At 37.1% G+C, this 16,916-nt stretch carries 14 protein-coding genes; 11 read left to right on the top strand and 3 right to left on the bottom strand.

The features are described from left to right. Window positions 1-34: 34 nt before the first annotated feature. The 11 genes from BMY50_RS05340 (at window position 35) to BMY50_RS05290 (ending at window position 14,802) form a co-directional block, all read left to right on the top strand. Window positions 35-1,615, top strand: coding sequence for a vitamin K epoxide reductase family protein (locus BMY50_RS05340; protein WP_093319736.1), 1,581 nt, complete (start codon window positions 35-37; stop codon window positions 1,613-1,615). A 91-nt stretch (window positions 1,616-1,706) separates the two neighbouring features. Beyond that, window positions 1,707-2,456 (top strand): capsular polysaccharide synthesis protein, encoded by a 750-nt coding sequence (locus tag BMY50_RS05335; protein ID WP_093319731.1) that lies wholly within the window; start codon window positions 1,707-1,709, stop codon window positions 2,454-2,456. A gap of 44 nt (window positions 2,457-2,500) precedes the next feature. Then, on the top strand, window positions 2,501-3,136 hold the full coding sequence (locus BMY50_RS05330) for a glycosyltransferase family 25 protein (RefSeq protein ID WP_139202207.1): 636 nt from the start codon (window positions 2,501-2,503) through the stop codon (window positions 3,134-3,136). A 2-nt stretch (window positions 3,137-3,138) separates the two neighbouring features. Then, a complete protein-coding gene (locus BMY50_RS05325) occupies window positions 3,139-3,804 on the top strand; it encodes a hypothetical protein (RefSeq protein ID WP_093319721.1) in 666 nt (221 codons plus the stop codon). Between the two features lie 57 nt (window positions 3,805-3,861). Further along, on the top strand, window positions 3,862-6,054 hold the full coding sequence (locus BMY50_RS05320; protein ID WP_093319715.1) for a peptidase domain-containing ABC transporter: 2,193 nt from the start codon (window positions 3,862-3,864) through the stop codon (window positions 6,052-6,054). A gap of 10 nt (window positions 6,055-6,064) precedes the next feature. Then, entirely contained in the window at window positions 6,065-7,339 is a 1,275-nt protein-coding gene (locus tag BMY50_RS05315) for an HlyD family secretion protein (RefSeq protein WP_093319709.1), read from the top strand. Between the two features lie 410 nt (window positions 7,340-7,749). After that, window positions 7,750-8,784 (top strand): YbjQ family protein, encoded by a 1,035-nt coding sequence (locus BMY50_RS05310; protein ID WP_202907740.1) that lies wholly within the window; start codon window positions 7,750-7,752, stop codon window positions 8,782-8,784. 48 nt (window positions 8,785-8,832) lie between these two features. Next, window positions 8,833-9,771 carry a HamA C-terminal domain-containing protein gene (locus BMY50_RS05305; RefSeq protein ID WP_093319705.1) on the top strand — a complete coding sequence of 313 codons (939 nt, stop codon included), beginning with the start codon at window positions 8,833-8,835 and terminating at the stop codon, window positions 9,769-9,771. A gap of 5 nt (window positions 9,772-9,776) precedes the next feature. Then, window positions 9,777-11,894: a DEAD/DEAH box helicase gene (locus tag BMY50_RS05300; RefSeq protein WP_093319702.1), complete on the top strand. Its 2,118-nt coding sequence runs from the start codon at window positions 9,777-9,779 to the stop codon at window positions 11,892-11,894. Window positions 11,895-12,051: 157 nt separating this feature from the next. Next, window positions 12,052-13,740, top strand: a complete 1,689-nt coding sequence (locus tag BMY50_RS05295) for a DUF6035 family protein (RefSeq protein ID WP_093319698.1) — start codon at window positions 12,052-12,054, stop codon at window positions 13,738-13,740. A gap of 18 nt (window positions 13,741-13,758) precedes the next feature. After that, window positions 13,759-14,802, top strand: coding sequence for a hypothetical protein (locus BMY50_RS05290; RefSeq protein ID WP_093319694.1), 1,044 nt, complete (start codon window positions 13,759-13,761; stop codon window positions 14,800-14,802). Between the two features lie 276 nt (window positions 14,803-15,078). On the opposite strand, the gene BMY50_RS05285 is transcribed toward BMY50_RS05290, so the two are convergent. The 3 genes from BMY50_RS05285 to BMY50_RS05275 are packed head-to-tail and all read right to left on the bottom strand — an operon-like array spanning window position 15,079 to window position 16,865. Next, window positions 15,079-15,903 (bottom strand): ImmA/IrrE family metallo-endopeptidase, encoded by an 825-nt coding sequence (locus tag BMY50_RS05285; protein WP_093319690.1) that lies wholly within the window; start codon window positions 15,901-15,903, stop codon window positions 15,079-15,081. Next, window positions 15,854-16,210 (bottom strand): hypothetical protein, encoded by a 357-nt coding sequence (locus BMY50_RS05280; RefSeq protein ID WP_093319685.1) that lies wholly within the window; start codon window positions 16,208-16,210, stop codon window positions 15,854-15,856. Before BMY50_RS05280 ends, BMY50_RS05285 begins: the two co-directional genes overlap by 50 nt. Continuing rightward, window positions 16,197-16,865 carry an RNA polymerase sigma factor gene (locus tag BMY50_RS05275; protein ID WP_093319680.1) on the bottom strand — a complete coding sequence of 223 codons (669 nt, stop codon included), beginning with the start codon at window positions 16,863-16,865 and terminating at the stop codon, window positions 16,197-16,199. The genes BMY50_RS05280 and BMY50_RS05275 overlap by 14 nt, the downstream gene beginning before the upstream one ends. Window positions 16,866-16,916: the final 51 nt, after the last annotated feature.

Genomic DNA, 16,916 nt, shown 5'->3' with positions numbered 1-16,916 from the left:
CTAATAAATAATAACTTAAATCTCATAGTCGATTATGAACACTTCTTTTAATGTTTCGGATGATAATTTAATTGGCGTGCTGGTTAGCCTTATTAAACGGCTTAAGATACCAGTCAGTACCACCACAATTGAGAAAGAGTTAACTAATCATCCAAAGCATCCCAGTCTTTTGACTATCAGCGATTGTTTAACGAAATGGAAAATTCCTCACGAGATCTATAAGTTACAAAAGACTGATGTCAATTTTGAAGAGTTGTATTACCCTTTTTTGGCACATTTAGAAGGAGATGAGGCTAGAATTATATTGGTGCAAAGCGTTGAGAATGATAAGTTGTCGTATTATGACGAGAAAAATAGAAAGTGTACAATGCCGTTGGATCATTTTTTAAACTTGTGGTCTGGAGTCATTGTTTATGCGGAAAAAGATAAAACAAGCGGAGAGCGAGAATATCTGAATTCGACGATTGAAGCTTTGATAAAAAAATTAAGTTTTCCAGTGTTGATAAGCGTTTTGTTTTTACTGGTTTGCATATCTATTATTCCAAATATTCTCCATTTATCTTTCCTCGGTGTTCTAATAAGTAAAGCATTGGGGATTGTCGTAACTTCATTACTGCTGATTTACAGCGTCAACAAGAATAACAAATTAGTTAGACAAATATGCTCTATTAATAAGGAAAGCAGCTGCAATAGTATTTTAAGTTCTCCTTCGTCAAAAGTTTTCAGCTGGTTAAGCTGGGCTGAAGTTGGATGGTTCTATTTTTCGGGCTCTTTTTTTTGCATGGTGATTGCTCCAGAGTCATTGAATTTTCTGAGAGTGCTTAATATAGCCTGTTTGCCATTTACGTTTTACTCACTAATATATCAGATCAATTTAAAGCAGTGGTGCTTTTTATGTTGCTCGGTTCTTGTGATTTTGTGGTCGGAGTTTCTGTTTTTTAATTTTCCTTATCAAGCTATCACAATCAATTTCGGTTTTTTGACATACTTGAAAATAGTGTTGAGTTTTTTATTTCCACTGGCATTTTGGTATTTCCTTAAGCCATTTTTTCAATCTTCAATTAAGAAGACAGTGTTAGATAAGCAGTTAAAACTCTTTAAGAACAATTATGCTATTTTTAACGCATTTTTAAAAAGCCAAAACAAGCTTGTAACTAACGATCTAGAAGCAGTTACATTAGGTAATCCAGTGGCGGATACCATTATAACTATGGTCAGCAACCCATTTTGCGGTCCTTGTGCAAGTGCTCATCGACAACTGGAAGATTGGATTTCCGAAAGAAATGATATTCAGTTAAGGGTGATATTCGCTACTAAAGAAGAAGCAAATAACACTGGAACAGAGGTGGCGAAACATTTTCTGGCTTTGAATAGGCTCAGTAATAAAGATGTTTTAAGAGAAGCCTTAAATGATTGGTATAGCAATAAGCTCAAAGACTATGGTTCTCTACGCGAGAAATACCCCGTGGTTTTAGAACCGAACCTGGATAAAGTGTCGGATTTACATAAAGCTTGGTGTAAGGCGGCGGACGTCCTATATACTCCAACAATTTTAATAAACGGCTACAAGTTAGAGCAACCATATCAAATTGCTGATGTAAAATACATGTTATAATGAGATTTCTTTCTAGAAGTTAGTATTTATCGGCAACAAGAGACATGTTTCCTGAAACAACCGATGATTTTAAATAAATAACAAATTTTATATGATGAACGAAAATAATATTGTTAAGAGTTTATGGATTAGCCCAGTGATTGATGATATGCAGGTGCTCTGTATCAAGTCCTTTCTCGCTGCTGGTGTAGAGTTTCAAATGTATACCTACAATAACATAGAAAATTTGCCAGAGGATGTGGTTGTGAAAGACGCGAACGAAATTCTAGATTATTCATTTGTTTTCAAGGATAACGCAAATTCTTATGCCACTTTTAGTGACTGGTTTAGGATCAAATTGCTTTATGATGTAGGCGGGTGGTGGGTCGACTCTGACGTCTTATTAATAAAGAAATTCGATTCTGAGGATAGTTACGTTTTTGCAACAGAAAGCTTTTATTTGAAAGAAAGCCTTGAAATCAGAATTTGTAATGCCGTTATGAAAATGCCAAAAAAAAGTAAGATTGGCGGTAATATTTTGGCACGTATAGACGAAAAATTGAAAAGTCAGGCGATATCTGATATTAAGTGGACTGAAATAGGTGCTGGTTATTTAAAAGAAGAAATAGTCGATAATTATTTAGAAGAGTTTATAGTAGCTCCTGAAACATTTTGCCCTAATCCTTGGAATACTTTTGATCAGGTATCGTCGAGAAACGATTTTAACATAGGTCCTGAAACGTATTCAGTTCATTTGTGGAATAATATGTGGCAGTGGAATAAAAAGAATCCACTTGAGAATCTAACTGATGGTTCATTACTTTTCAATGCGAAGAATAGCCTTGGCGAAAAAGGTCTTTGAGCCTATTAGAAAATCATACGTTAAGATTAATAGAAAGTAATGATATGTTCGACACATTTATTATTAATTTAAAAAGTCGTGATGATCGGAAAGATCATATACTTAAAGAGTTTCAAGATAAAAATATTTTTAACCTTACCGTCATCGAGGCGGTAAAACATTCTATAGGCGCACTGGGACTATGGATCACGGTGAAAGGAATTGTGTTGCAAGCGTTAAATCAAGAACTGGAGATGATTATCATTTGCGAAGACGATCACAAGTTCACAGACATGTACAATGAGGCTTGCTTTTTGTCTGCTGTTGAGAAGGCGAAAAATATCGACGCGGACTTACTATTGGGCGGCGTGAGTTGGTTTGAAGATATTGTGCAGGTCGATGAGGGTATTTTTTGGATAAGTAGGTTTAATGGCTTGCAATTTACAGTGATTTTTAAAAAATTTTATGAGAAAATACTTGATATTGATTTTGATATTTATGATAACGCGGATATTAAACTTTCTCTATTTACAGAGCAAGCATTCGTGATTCATCCGTTTATTTCGGTACAAAAGGAGTTTGGTTATTCAGATATAACAAGGAAGAACGGTGAACAAGGTTGGGTAAATATGTTGTTTGATGTATCCGACAAAAAGATCAAGCAGCTTGGCGATGTAAGTTCCTTTTACAAAAACATGTAAGAATGAAAGAAGATTTGTATGCAGGAATCACAATACCCATATACGTATTGCAAAAATCAGGAAATCCTGAACATATATTTTTATTAAGGCAAGAATTTGAAAATAGGAACGAGTTTGATCTACAAGCTGATGATGAGTATAACGGTGACTTAGATTTTCAGAAAGAATCTTGGCGTGCTTTTATGAGAATTTTAGAAAAGGCTGAAGCTAGAAATGACGATTTTATTGCTATATGTGGCGAACATCATCGTTTTACAGATTCGTATTCAAAAAATAAATTGTTTAATAATATTGTGGCAGCAGCCTCGCAAGGTACCAAACTCCTTCTAGGTGGAGTTAGTAAATTTGGGCACGCAGTAATTGTCGATGAAGAAAGGTGCTGGATCGATTCATTTCAGGACAGCCAATTTTTTATAATATACAGAAGTTTATTCAAACTGATTTTGGACGAACCTTTTGAAGATGGCGATGAATTTTTTCAGAAACTAAGTTTATTGACTGGAAATAAGATGTTAATTTTTCCCTTCATCTCAACTTATCGAGATTTTAGCGAAGGACATAAGCGGGATATTGAGAAGGAGAGCCGACTTTCAGAATTGTCGCAGCAAAGTATAAAACGGTTGGAAAAAATGCGTCATATAAATCGAAAGTATCAAAGTAATCTATGAGATATAAAATTATCGATTTTATATTTAATGTTTCTAATCTAGTTCGAAATCATCTTTATGTTAAACAAGTTTCCCTTTTTTCGCCAACAGGATGTAATGGATTGCGGTGCAACCTGTTTGCGGATGATATGTAAATACTATAAACGTAATATTTCCATTCACTATATCCGACAATTGACACAGACCCATAAACATGGTGTGAATCTGTTGGGTATCAGCGAGGCGGCGGAAAAACTGGGGTTCAGGACGCAGGGGGTGCGCCTGACGCTGGAACAGCTCCGGGAGATAGACCTGCCCTGTATCCTGCACTGGAGGCAGAACCATTTCGTGGTGCTATACAGAGTTAAAAAGGGAAACTATTATATTGCCGACCCGGCACAGGGACTCCGGGAACTGACGGCAAAAGAGTTTACGGACGACTGGTATGCCCATAAAGAGCTCCACAGCGGCATATCTCTTTTATTGGCACCAACACCCTCTTTCTATGAAGATGATCCCGATGAGAACCTTCCCGTCGAAGGTCTCCGGTGGACATCGATGCTACAGTACTTTTACCGTTATAGACAACTGATCGTTCAGCTCTTTTTCGGACTGTTGGTGGGCACCATTCTCCAGCTCATCACTCCTTTTCTTACACAGTCCGTAGTGGATATCGGCATTAACACTGAGGACATCCATTTTGTTTATCTCGTACTGATAGCTCAGTTGATGCTTTTTGTAGGGCAAACAGGTGTTTCGTTCATCCGTTCATGGATTCTTCTGCACATCAGTGTCAGAATTAACATTGCCGTTCTTACCGACATGCTGATCAAACTCATGAAACTGCCGCTGAGTTTTTTCGAGCTGAAAACCCACGGAGATATTATGCAGCGAATGGCCGATCAACAGCGGATTGAAAGCTTTCTCACCGGCTCTTCGTTGAATACCCTGTTTTCCTTTGTCAACCTGTTTGTTTTTGGTTTTGTGCTGGCTTATTACAACGGCACGATCTTTTTGATCTTTGCCGGTGCGACCATTCTTTATACGGGGTGGATACTACTGTTTCTGAAACGACGACGGGTGCTGGATCAGAAGCGTTTCGGAATCAGTTCAGACAATCAAACGGTAACGGTGGAACTGATCCAGAGTATGCAGGAAATCAAGCTTAACAACAGTGAAAAACAGAAGCGCTGGATCTGGGAGACCATCCAGGCAAGGCTCTTTAAATTTAAAGTAGCGAGTTTGGCGTTGTCACAATACCAACAGGCCGGTGCCATGGCCATAAACCAGCTGAAGAATATTCTCATCACTTTTATAAGCGCCAAGGCGGTTATCGATGGCGATCTTACGTTGGGCGGGATGATGGCCGTACAGTACGTGGTCGGTATGGTCAATAGCCCGATAGAGCAGTTGCTTACATTTATCCAGCAATACCAGGATGCCAAGATCAGCCTGGAACGGATCAACGAAATTTTTACACAGGAAGACGAGGAACCTCTCGACCGGGACTGGATACAGGAAATACCGAAGGACCGTTCGCTGTACCTCAGGAATATCACGTTCCGTTATTTAGGTGCGGGAAACGAGCCGGTCTTGCGCGATATAAACTTGGATATCCCCGAAGGCAAAACGACAGCCTTGGTAGGCATGAGCGGCAGCGGCAAAACCACCATATTAAAGCTTATCATGCGCTTTTATAAGGCCGAAAAGGGGGAGATATTTCTCGGTTCTACAAAACTGGACCAAGTTTCGCATCGGGTATGGCGTGCCGGCTGCGGGATGGTGATGCAGGATGGCTTTATTTTCGCAGATACCATTGAGAACAATATAGCAGTTGGGGAAGAGTTTCCTGATATAGAGCGCGTCCGCTATGCCATCCGAATGGCCAATCTGGAGGGATTTATAGAGGAGCAGCCATTTGGATTGAAAACCAGGATCGGGACAGCGGGCAAGGGAATCAGCCAGGGACAGCGACAGCGTTTGCTGATCGCCCGTGCTGTATACAAAGACCCACAGTTCATCCTTTTCGATGAAGCTACCAATGCACTGGATGCAAGGAATGAACGGGTTATCATCGATAACCTGAAAGAGTTTTTTATTGGCAGAACAGTTGTTGTTGTGGCCCATCGATTAAGTACGGTGAGCCATGCAGATAATATTGTTGTACTTGACAAAGGAGCCATAGTAGAACAGGGTACCCATGCGGATCTGGTAAAGCAGAAGGGAGAATACTACCGTTTAGTGAAGAACCAGTTAGAACTTGGCAATTAAAGACACTGAGATGAAAAGAAATAAACGATCGGAAGAAATCCATGCCGAAGATTTACAGGACATCATATCCAAACCCCCTTCCTGGCTGCTGAAATGGGGCATATCGTTAGTTCTCTCCATTTTGCTGGCAATCGTCACCATGTCGGCTTTTATCCAATATCCCGATATTGTCCGCGCCGGGATCAAAGTGAATGCTATAAACGCCCCAAAAGCAGTTGTGCCTAGAGTGTCGGGTACTTTGTCCAAACTTCTAGTGAGAGAAAGGATGAAAGTGCAGTCGGGACAAGTGCTTGCCTGGATGGAAAGCTCGGGTAAACATGACCAGGTGCTAGATCTTCTGGCAAAACTTGTCCAGCTAAGGAACGGTCTGGACTCCTCTTTCTTTTTGCCCGACGCCCCCCATAACCTGGATCTGGGAGAGCTTCAGGGGCCTTATCAAACATTTTATAATGCATATACAAATTACCAAGCGGCAATTAAAGGGGGGTTGTATCTACAACAGAGAAGGTATCTGATAAAGGAAATGGATTACGAAAAACAACAGCAGAAGAGGTTACGTGAGCAGGAGGAACTCTACGAAAAGGATTACCGTTTAGCCCAAAAAGAACATCAGGCATATAGCATATTGGCAGAAAAAAAAGTTATTTCACCGATGGAAATGCAGAAGCAGGAATCTGCGCTGCTATCCAAACAGCAGCCGCTTCAGCAGATCGGCTCCAATATACTGGCAAGTCAGGCCAATCTGACGGCCCGCAGTAAAGAGCTTGCTGAACTAGAAAATAAAATACGAACAGAACAGACTTCCTTCGTACAGGCGCTGAACAGCATTATAAGCGAGATGGAAAAATGGAAGCAGCAATATGTGCTAATCGCCCAGCAGGACGGGGAGCTAGCTTATTCCGGTATTATACAGGAGAAGCAGTACATAGAAGCCGGACAACCTATTTTTTATATTAACCCGAAAAGCACGAGCTATTTTGGGGAAATGCATGTGCGACAGAACAATATGGGTAAGGTTAGGAGCGGACAACGGGTATTGATAAGCATGAACAGTTATCCATATGAAGAGTATGGCAAGATTGAAGGGAGGATTCTCCTGATAACCGATGTGCCTTACCGCGACAGTACCTACCTATCGAGGGTGCAGCTCTTCTTAAAGGAAGAAAATACCGGAATCAAACTTAAAATAGGTATGACGGGAGATGCTGAGATCATAACAGAGGATGCAAGCCTGCTGAAAAGGCTGGGAAGAAATATAACAAAAGCCGTAATGCGGGGAAACTGATATCGATAATTATAAAAGTCTCTATCTGAGAATTAACCAAGCTGGTGTTCGTTATCAAAAGTTTCTTTTAATGGTGTTAGAGAGCATTAATAAAACAGAGTAAAGTAGTCGAGCTTAGTTAGAGCTTAGTTAGTTCTTAGTTAGTGATTCCATGAGATTTTTACAGAAATTGTAAAAACCCAAAAACAGAACCGATTATATTCGTTTCGATTTCATTATGCCTGCACAGGTGCAGAATATAAAAACATATTACTATTCTCACATTTTCTCTTATACTTGCGAAATACTGATTACTTTATTACATTAGTACTGTCAAACTAAAACATTTAAACTAAACAAAAAATATCAACAATTAAATCATTACCAGACCCTAAACCAGTCTAATCCATTTTAGGATAACCTATACCTATATGAATAAAATCATTACCACCACCACTAATACGTTAGAGGGTTGGACGATCGAAGAATATCATGAACCTATTACTGCCAATGTGGTGGTAGGGTCGAATGTGTTTAGTGATTTCGCCGCGGGTTGGACTGACTTCTTCGGTGGGAGATCAAGCACCTACGAACGCAAATTACAAAGTATCTATAAACAGGCCATTGAAACATTATCCGATAGAGCGCAACGCTTAGGAGCAAACTGCATTGTCGGCTTACGGATAGATATTGATGAAATCAGCGGTAAAGGAACGCAGATGTTTATGATCACGGCATTGGGGACGCCTGTTAGAGCATTCAAAGAAGGGGAGAAGCAAAGTTTAAAAACGGGCAAATCCGTTGATGGCAACCTGGTTAAAGATAAAATTGATGCGAAGATCATGATCGATACCCATATGGCTAGTCCGAAGTTATCCAGCATATCGGAGGCAAAAATCAATTTTATTCTCGAGAAGCGATTTCCTGAATTTGCACCCTTGGTGCTTTCCATTACTCAGCATAATTACGATTCAGCGGAAGCTGAAACGAAAGAGCGTCTTAAAAGGCTTTATAAATATTTTGGAGTGATCGATTCTAATTTAGCATCGGCCATGCTGTTTGATGAGCTGCAATCACCTGAAATTTCTAATGGCTATAGAACTATTTTAAAGAAAATCATAATAGCCTATGACTTGATCGACTATGAATCGGTCTTAAAAATCTTGAAGAACGAAAATAATGAAATAGCAAAAACTGCCCTTGATTTTGTGAAAGCCAATAAGTTGAACTATACGGTGGAGGATAAAGCGCTATTAACAGAAATTAAACAAACAGCAGCAGAACGATTCAAACCGGTAATTGAATACACAACCAAGAAGAAGATATTTTCTTCATCTGAAAATGAGGTGTGGAAGTGCATATATAGCAATCTAAACGAGGCTTCTAGGGCCGATGTTCTTCGTGTACAAAAGATCACTATGGCTTCAAAGAGGATGAGACCAGTCCACAGGAGGCTGTTAGGGTAATCGATAATAGGATTGAAGTGATGGAGGAGTTATATAGTTAATTTTTTTATGTTAAGTACAGATTTAGTTTTTGAAATTCTAATAGATGACCAGTTCGCGGCAGTCAACTTGGATACGAATCTTCAACCAATTGACAAAAAGAGAGTTTTGTCGATAATAAATGATTTTGAGGATGGTAAATGGCGTTACTCTAAATTCATGAACTTTATATTCGATAACGTAGCCGAGACTGCATTAACCCATAAGGAAAGGGAAAGTTTGATTGGAAGCCCTTCCTCAGTGTTGAATAGAGCGGCTAAAAACCTTCGCCTTACGGATAAAAAAGATAAAATTAGTCAAGGTAGTGAGATGGCAGAGATCATTCTCTATGGTATAATGAAGAATCATTACAAGGCATTACCGGTAGTTCCGAAGATTTATTATAAGCAAAATACGCAAGACAATGCCAAAGGTGCTGACAGTGTACACATTGTTGTTGACGAAGCTGGAGAATTTTCCATTTGGTTTGGTGAAGCCAAGTTTTATAATAGTATAGAGGATACCCGATTATCTGAAATCGTTCAATCGGTAGGAAATTCGTTAATTAAAGAAAAACTTAAAAAAGAAAATGGTATAATAACGGGTGTTTCTGACCTGAATACATTAATTACAGATGAAAATTTAAGAAACTCGATAAAAAATATATTATCACCAAATACTTCAATTGATATCTTAAAACCGCGCCTGCATATTCCAATACTATTGCTTCATCAATGTGAATTCACAAGTAAACAATCTATAATGAATGATGCCTACAAACAAGATCTTATTAATTATCATGCCGCAAGGGCTGAGGCATATTTTAAAAAACAAATTGAAACGCTTAAAATTAAAGTTCATCTTTATGAACAGATAGCATTTCATATTATTTTATTTCCAGTGCCGACCAAAGCATACATCACTGAGAAGTTTGTTTCGACGGTAGAGTTTCATAAAGACAATGACTGATATTTATGGATATTTTTGCAACATGTCATATAATAAATGACTATATTTCAGCCAATGAAGATCTTAAGGCTAGAAACGAACTAATCAAATTACTTGATTATCATCGGTCAAATAATCTCTCGTATTCGCCTATAGTTAATCATTTAATTCGAGTTACAGGCTTATACCCCTATCTTCAAGAGGAGAATAGTAATTGGCAAGAGCGTTTCATTCTTGAAGCCTTTAAAGTAGATATAGGGGGGCGGGAAGCTACATTGCATAGAGAACAATCACATCTTTTAAAAAAGCTAATTGAGGGTCAAAATATTGCGGTCAGCGCCCCAACTAGTTTCGGAAAAAGCTTTGTTATTGACGCTTTTATTTCTATAAAGAAGCCTCAAAATGTGATGATCATAGTGCCAACCATAGCGCTTACAGATGAAACAAGACGCCGCTTGTGTAAAAAGTTTTCTGGTAGCTACAAGATTATTACTACAACTGAGGTCGCTCTTGCAGAAAAAAATATTTTCATCTTTCCACAAGAACGGGCGATGCACTATTTTAATAAGTTGGACACTATTGATATGCTTATAATAGATGAATTTTACAAAGCTAGCTCTAAATATGATAAAGAAAGATCTCCAACATTGCTTAAGGCTATCATTAAATTAAGTGCCAAAGCCAAGCAAAAGTACTTTTTAGCCCCAAACATAGCTTCGATAGTAAGTAATGTATTTACGGAAGGAATGATATTTGAAGATAAGTTGGGCTTCAACACAGTCTACCTTGAACGTAAAGATCTTTACAATGAAATAGGAAAAGATCTGGTGAAGAAAGAAAATGCGTTACTAAAAATTCTATTTGAAAACAAAGCTAAATCGTTAATATATGCAGCTTCCTACCCTCAAATCGAGATGGTTTCGAGGCTTTTAATCGCGAACATCCCTCTATCGGAAAACTTATTATTGATAGAATTTGCTACTTGGTTATCTGAAAATTATCTGTCAAATTGGACGTTAACAAGTCTTATTAGCAGGGGGGTGGGTATACATAACGGCCAGATGCATAGATCCCTTAGCCAAATACAAGTTAAACTATTTGAGGAAGAAAGAGGTCTTGAAACAATAATATCCACGTCTTCTATAATAGAAGGCGTGAATACATCAGCAGAGAATGTGATTATTTGGCGCAACCGTAAGAGCGGTAGCAATAGTATATTGGATAGCTTCACATACAAAAATATCATTGGCCGCGGAGGTAGAATGTTCAAACATTTTATAGGTAAAATATTTTTACTGGAAAAGCCACCTATTGATGATCATACACAATTGGACATAGAATTTCCTGATTCTATACTTGGGGATATAGATGAGAATCTCTACAAAGACAGCCTAACAACTGATCAAATTTCGAAGATAGCAGTTTTTAAAAAGGAAATGTATGATATTATAGGCCAGGAATCTTACGAGCGACTTCTTCGCGAAAATATTTTGCAATCTAATGATTCAGAGTTTATAAAAAGTATTGCAAGAGATATGAAAGAACAGCCAGAAGAGTGGAATGGACTTTCGTACTTAAACTCTGACGACTCAAATAATTGGGATAGATTGCTGTATAAACTAATTAATCTTAGACCAGGTGAATGGGGCGATGGTCGTTACAGCGAGCAACACTCTAAGTTCGTCGCTTTCATAAAAATATTGCCAAATAATTGGACTTACACTATTCCAGAAATGTTAGATGTGTTAGACAAATATGACATCGATATCAATCAGTTTTTTAAACTAGAACGAATTGCTAGTTTCAATCTATCCGCACTTGCTAGCGACATAAACGTTTTATATAAAGAAATAATTAACAATGGAGTTGATATTTCTTCTTTTATTTCTAAAGTATCACATGCATTTCTTCCATCCGTCGTCTATCAACTGGAAGAATATGGATTACCCAGGATGATTTCTAAAAAGCTGCAAAATGCAGGGATTATCAATTTCTTTGATGAGCAGTTAACTATTCATGGTGCCTTAGAAATATTTAAAAAAGTTAACATCGCAGAAATAAAACAATATACATTTTTAGATTCATTTGATAAGTATATTTTGGACTATTTTTATGAGGGTGTAACTTTAGAGAGAACGAATTAAAAACTGCGATAGTCTCGTGCTTTTTTTCTAAGATAGTTTTAATTGAAGATCAACGAATTTAGGAAATTATAATTTTTTATTGTCTACACAGATATCACACATCTGTAATATAAATTGAATTGAAATGCTGTAGATAATAAACCTAGCCTATCAATTAATGGACGAAAAAAAAATCAATCTTATACGTGATAAAATTACTGGTGACACCTATTATGTCCATAAGTTAATCAAGAGCCAAAAAGATGGATTTATTATTCGCAACGAATATGCATCCAATACTAGGAATTTTCAATGTTGTGAATGCGGTCAAGACCTGATTCCTTCTATAAGCCGGTTAGATAATGTCTACTTCAAGCATTTTCCAAAATCGGAATTCTGTATTCTCAAAGAAAATGACTGGGATGACGAGATGGCCAATGATCATTACCGTATGTTGTATGGTCGAGAAAGCTCCCGTCACAAATACTTAAAGAATAAAATTGGTGAAGGACTTCTAACCACCGAAGGTATTGATGTCAATTCTGTACAAATTGATACAACTTTCATTATAAAAGGTAAGGATAGGAGAAAACCAGACGTCTATTGTCAATATAAAGGAATGGAGCTTGTTTTTGAAATCCAATTGTCGTCTTTATCGCCCAAGTATATTAACGAACGCGCCAAGTTTTATGCGAATCATGGCATCTTCTTGATCTGGGTGTTAGATCTTAAAGATAATCCTTTGCTGCTGAGTAATCTGCAAAGAGATATTAAGTGGGTATGGTCTAGCCAAAATTTATTTCGGTTAGACGAAAGCAGCAATTCCTTACGATTTATATGTAATTATAAGTTGCCTTTTATTAATGAAGAAAAACAGGAAGTCTGGGATAAGTGGACTATGTCCTCAATAACATTATCAGATTTAACTTTTAGAGAGAAAGATTATCAAGCTTTCTATTTAGATTTTGAAGCACAGCATAAAATTTTGGAAGTAGAGCTCCAAAATCGCCTTAACCATCTAAAGGAAAAAGAGATGGAGAATGAGCGGTTAGAACAGATTAAAAAGTGCAAACTAAGGGTTGATAAAATTTTGAAGGATATCAGGGACAGAGGAAAAAATGACCAAGGTTTTTATAATGTGTTGCAAGAATTAAGATTTTTGACAGAAGAGGAAAAAACGTTATTTAGCCAGAAATCGAGTTTTGTGGGGAAATATGTGAAGAAAAAACCTTACCTAGTACATTACTTGCAAAACTATCAAACGAAGAATGGATATTCAAAGACCAATTTTATTGAATTTTTATTAACTGAAGAATTAATAGATATTGATGTTAATGCCAAGGATTCATCAGGAGGTGGGCCACTTCAAGAACTATACAAAAATAGCCACCTTCAAGATATTCATTACAAACTAATTCCAAGATTATTTAAGCGAGGTTATCATCTAACAGATGTGGACAGTCATTTTATCTTGAATAGTTCTGATATAGATGTTACTTTTCGTGAAGCAGAACTTGTGACGTTAAAACATTATGACACAGTAAGGGGCACAGAAGAAATTGTGTTGATTCAAAAGCATCAGCGATATTTGTTATTTGTTGAGTCCGCAGTTCAAAAACAAATTATAGGCTCTCGCTTGAAGAATTGGGTACAGTACATGATGGGTGTTTTGCATAATTACAAATGTTTTTGGGTTTATACGAAAGAAGCGCTTAAAAAAACTGGGACCTGGGAGTTGATTTTGGAGTCAGACAAAAAGGGAACATTTATGAAGAAAATAAAAGAGTTCGGCTTAGAAGATGCAGAACAGGATCGTACTATGTTCCAATTGCTTTGGAAATTGTATCCGGAGATTTTTTTAATATAGTATAAGTTCTATTAAACCATGAAGAAGGGTATACTTTCATATAGTTGTTTCTCAGAAAAGGGAGAGGAAGCTTTACCTAGCGATGCTTTTATTAATAAATTCCACCAACAAGACATAGAACCTATTATATTTCTGGATAGCTGTGTATGCCTCCATATTGTTAAGGTTATCGATTTCGAGAAATTTGCAAAAAACGTTGATTTCGCAAGAATCATTGCTTTAAAGGAATATTTGGAAAGGCATCCGAATATTAAGATAAGTCCTTTTTTTGCTTTATTAGAGTTATGTAGTCAAAAAGGGGAATTTGATAAAGAAAAACTGCAAGATTTTAAATTAAGAATAGATTTTTTTGAACAGATACCATTGAAAATTTTCAAAAGCTTTAAATACGATTTTCGTCGGGATGTTTTTGTATTTAGAAACATACCAGATTTGAAGAAAAACCCACTGAGCATTGTTAATCCTGTGTTGAAGAATAATTACTGCGCTCTATTAAAGATAAGGAGTATTTCATTGAATGGGCTTACTAAAGATAAAGCGGAAAAGAATTTAAATGAGTTTATAGATTGGTTGATCAACGATCTAGAAATCTTCCGAGGAGCCGAATATAAATTAGCGATGCATGTTTTTGGTGGAAACACTGCTTTTAGGAAGATGATAGGTCTTGATTGTAAGCCAGCGGAGGTGAAACGGAAATTAATTGGAACCACATGGGACTTGTTTCATTCAAAATTTACAGCAAATAGCTTCCGTCTGTTTCAGGTATTAAAAAGGAATATTTATCCTTATTTTCTAACGAGTGATTCCAATCTATTTAAAATATTTCAGAATTTAAGTTTAACGGTTATTAAAGATGGTAGGGACGATATAGTTTCTTCGTTCCTGCTAACTTCTGATTTTTCGTATCCTCATTTTGATGAGTCATTCATAAATAGAAATAATGAGAAATTAATAACTGCTTTTGTTGATAGATGTAATCTAAAGTATAGTTTTGATGCAATGAAAGTCAATAAACTCATAAACGAGCTTGAACTCCAAAATGGTGTTGTGTCTCTTGATTAAATAAACGGAAATGTATTGCACTTTACATAAACTTAAAGGAAAGGAGTTACATACTATTTCCATCAAGCGGCACGGCAATCGACCATGTTCTACTCTCTTTTCGCTATAAACATGAGCTAATCCTTTCTGTTGGCTCAATCCTACATCCGCTTCCTTCATTAGGGCCTTTATTAGAAGACCTAGGACAATTAGATTTGACAAACATTCTTTGGGTGATAGTATTAGGAGATGAGAGTGGGCCAAAAGCTAGCTGGAGTTAGCTTGAGAGTCTATTAGTTATCTAAACCAAAGCAAACTAATAACATATCCATAATTATCTGCATAAAAGCATTGCTCGTTCATTTTTCTATCTACCCTATAATCATTTGGAAATGGATAGAACCAATCGTCAGGATTAACTTCTTCTATTGAGGTAAATCTACTATCTGGTTTAGTGAAAAATTCGCCAGCAACCGTAGTAGGTGGCAATTGACCATGAACTTTGAATCGAAAAGGCCATTTTGGAAAATGGTCATTCCGATCATACCATTTTACAATATTATTTTCCGATACTACAATCATAAGTTCATGAACACAGGTTTGACAATAGCGAATCGAGGCTGCCATTAGACTTACCTTGAAACTCTCAGCTAATGCCTTTAATTTGTCAAGCGAAAATTTTCTAACTTGATTGAAGTAATAAATTTTGTCATAGGGCATTAAAAGACATCCAGCAAAATAGTCTGCTTCTAGTTCGATTGGGTCATGTTTGTTTAAATTAGTAAGGGAGCCATGTGGTTCTAAAAGTCCGCTTTGTAAACCTATCCGGTGTTCGTTAATATAATAATGAGCTAATTCATGACCCAGACTGAATCGCCCTCTGGTGGTAGTTAAATCATTCTTACGATCGATATTCAAATGTATATGAAATTCATCATCATCGAAAACTAACATTCCATCGAAAAAATTCTCGTAATGATCTATATATAGATTTATATTTTCAAAGGCTACAATTTCTTCAAGAAGTGTAACATTCTTAGCTGAAAACTGGGAAGAAACAAAATCTGCAATTTTACTCAATTCCTTTTTCCGTTGTTCCAGTATCGTTCTTTGCTCTTCCATCTTGGTTCTTTTTCATTTTATCAAGGATGTGTTTCGGAACATCAGATCCTTTTCTGGCGACCATTTTTAATGGGAGAATATCCTTTTCTTCAGCTTCTTTTTTCAGTGGTATCGTGCTACTGGTCTTTAATGTTCTGCTGAATATGCCCGCACAATCAACCTGAAAATCTGACACATCCTCTGACTCGTCCGGGTAGAGCTTATCAAAACGTGACATTTCCATTTCATTCCTTGGAAATAGAAATCCTGTTGATGCGAGCCACTCGGCCATATTATCAGGGGTGATATTTACTTTACTTTGAGCCATAAATTTCTAGATACTCTTTTATCTTATCAAACGCTTCTTTTTTATAAAACTGTATTGTTGCCTGTGTCAACTGGAGTTCTGTCCGAAGTTTTTCCGTCAGTTTTCTGGGCAATTTGAACCCTTGTTGTGCATGCTGTTGATAGGTTAAGTAAATAATCTTATGTTTTGGTGATAGCCTTTCCAGTGCTTTCTGAACGAGTTCATATTTTTCTTTGATTACCCTCAATTGCTCGGGCTTAACAGACATATTTTCAATAGAGGGGAATTCATAAACTAGATCTTCATCGCCTTCGTAGGGATTAGAATTTGGATTATGTTGTTCACTATAAAAATCATTGAATAAATTTTCTGCAATTCGATATAGGTATAGCTTTATACCGGTATCGTAATCTTTTGCTTTTGATTTACTAAAATCAAACCGTGGGTATTTAAAAAAACGTTCAAATGTTCGTTGTGCAATATCATCAGCAACATGCTTATCGTAACCCCTGTTCCTGCTTATAATCCGACATTTTTTGACGATGTCAGCCTGAAAACGAAAACAGAAAGCCTGAAACGCATCTTGACCTTGCTCGCGCATGCCGGGATCGCCAATCCACCCGATATAGGTGACGAGATCTTCTGTCGTTTCGGAATCTAACTTTTGCCAGGCCATTTAACTGCATTCAAATAATATACCTAAAACCGTTGGTAACGCTTTAAGTAC

Origin of the sequence: Olivibacter domesticus (genome assembly GCF_900109575.1) — a bacterium.
Taxonomy (GTDB): Bacteria; Bacteroidota; Bacteroidia; order Sphingobacteriales; family Sphingobacteriaceae; genus Olivibacter; species Olivibacter domesticus.
This window is presented reverse-complemented; position numbering and strand designations above follow the sequence as displayed.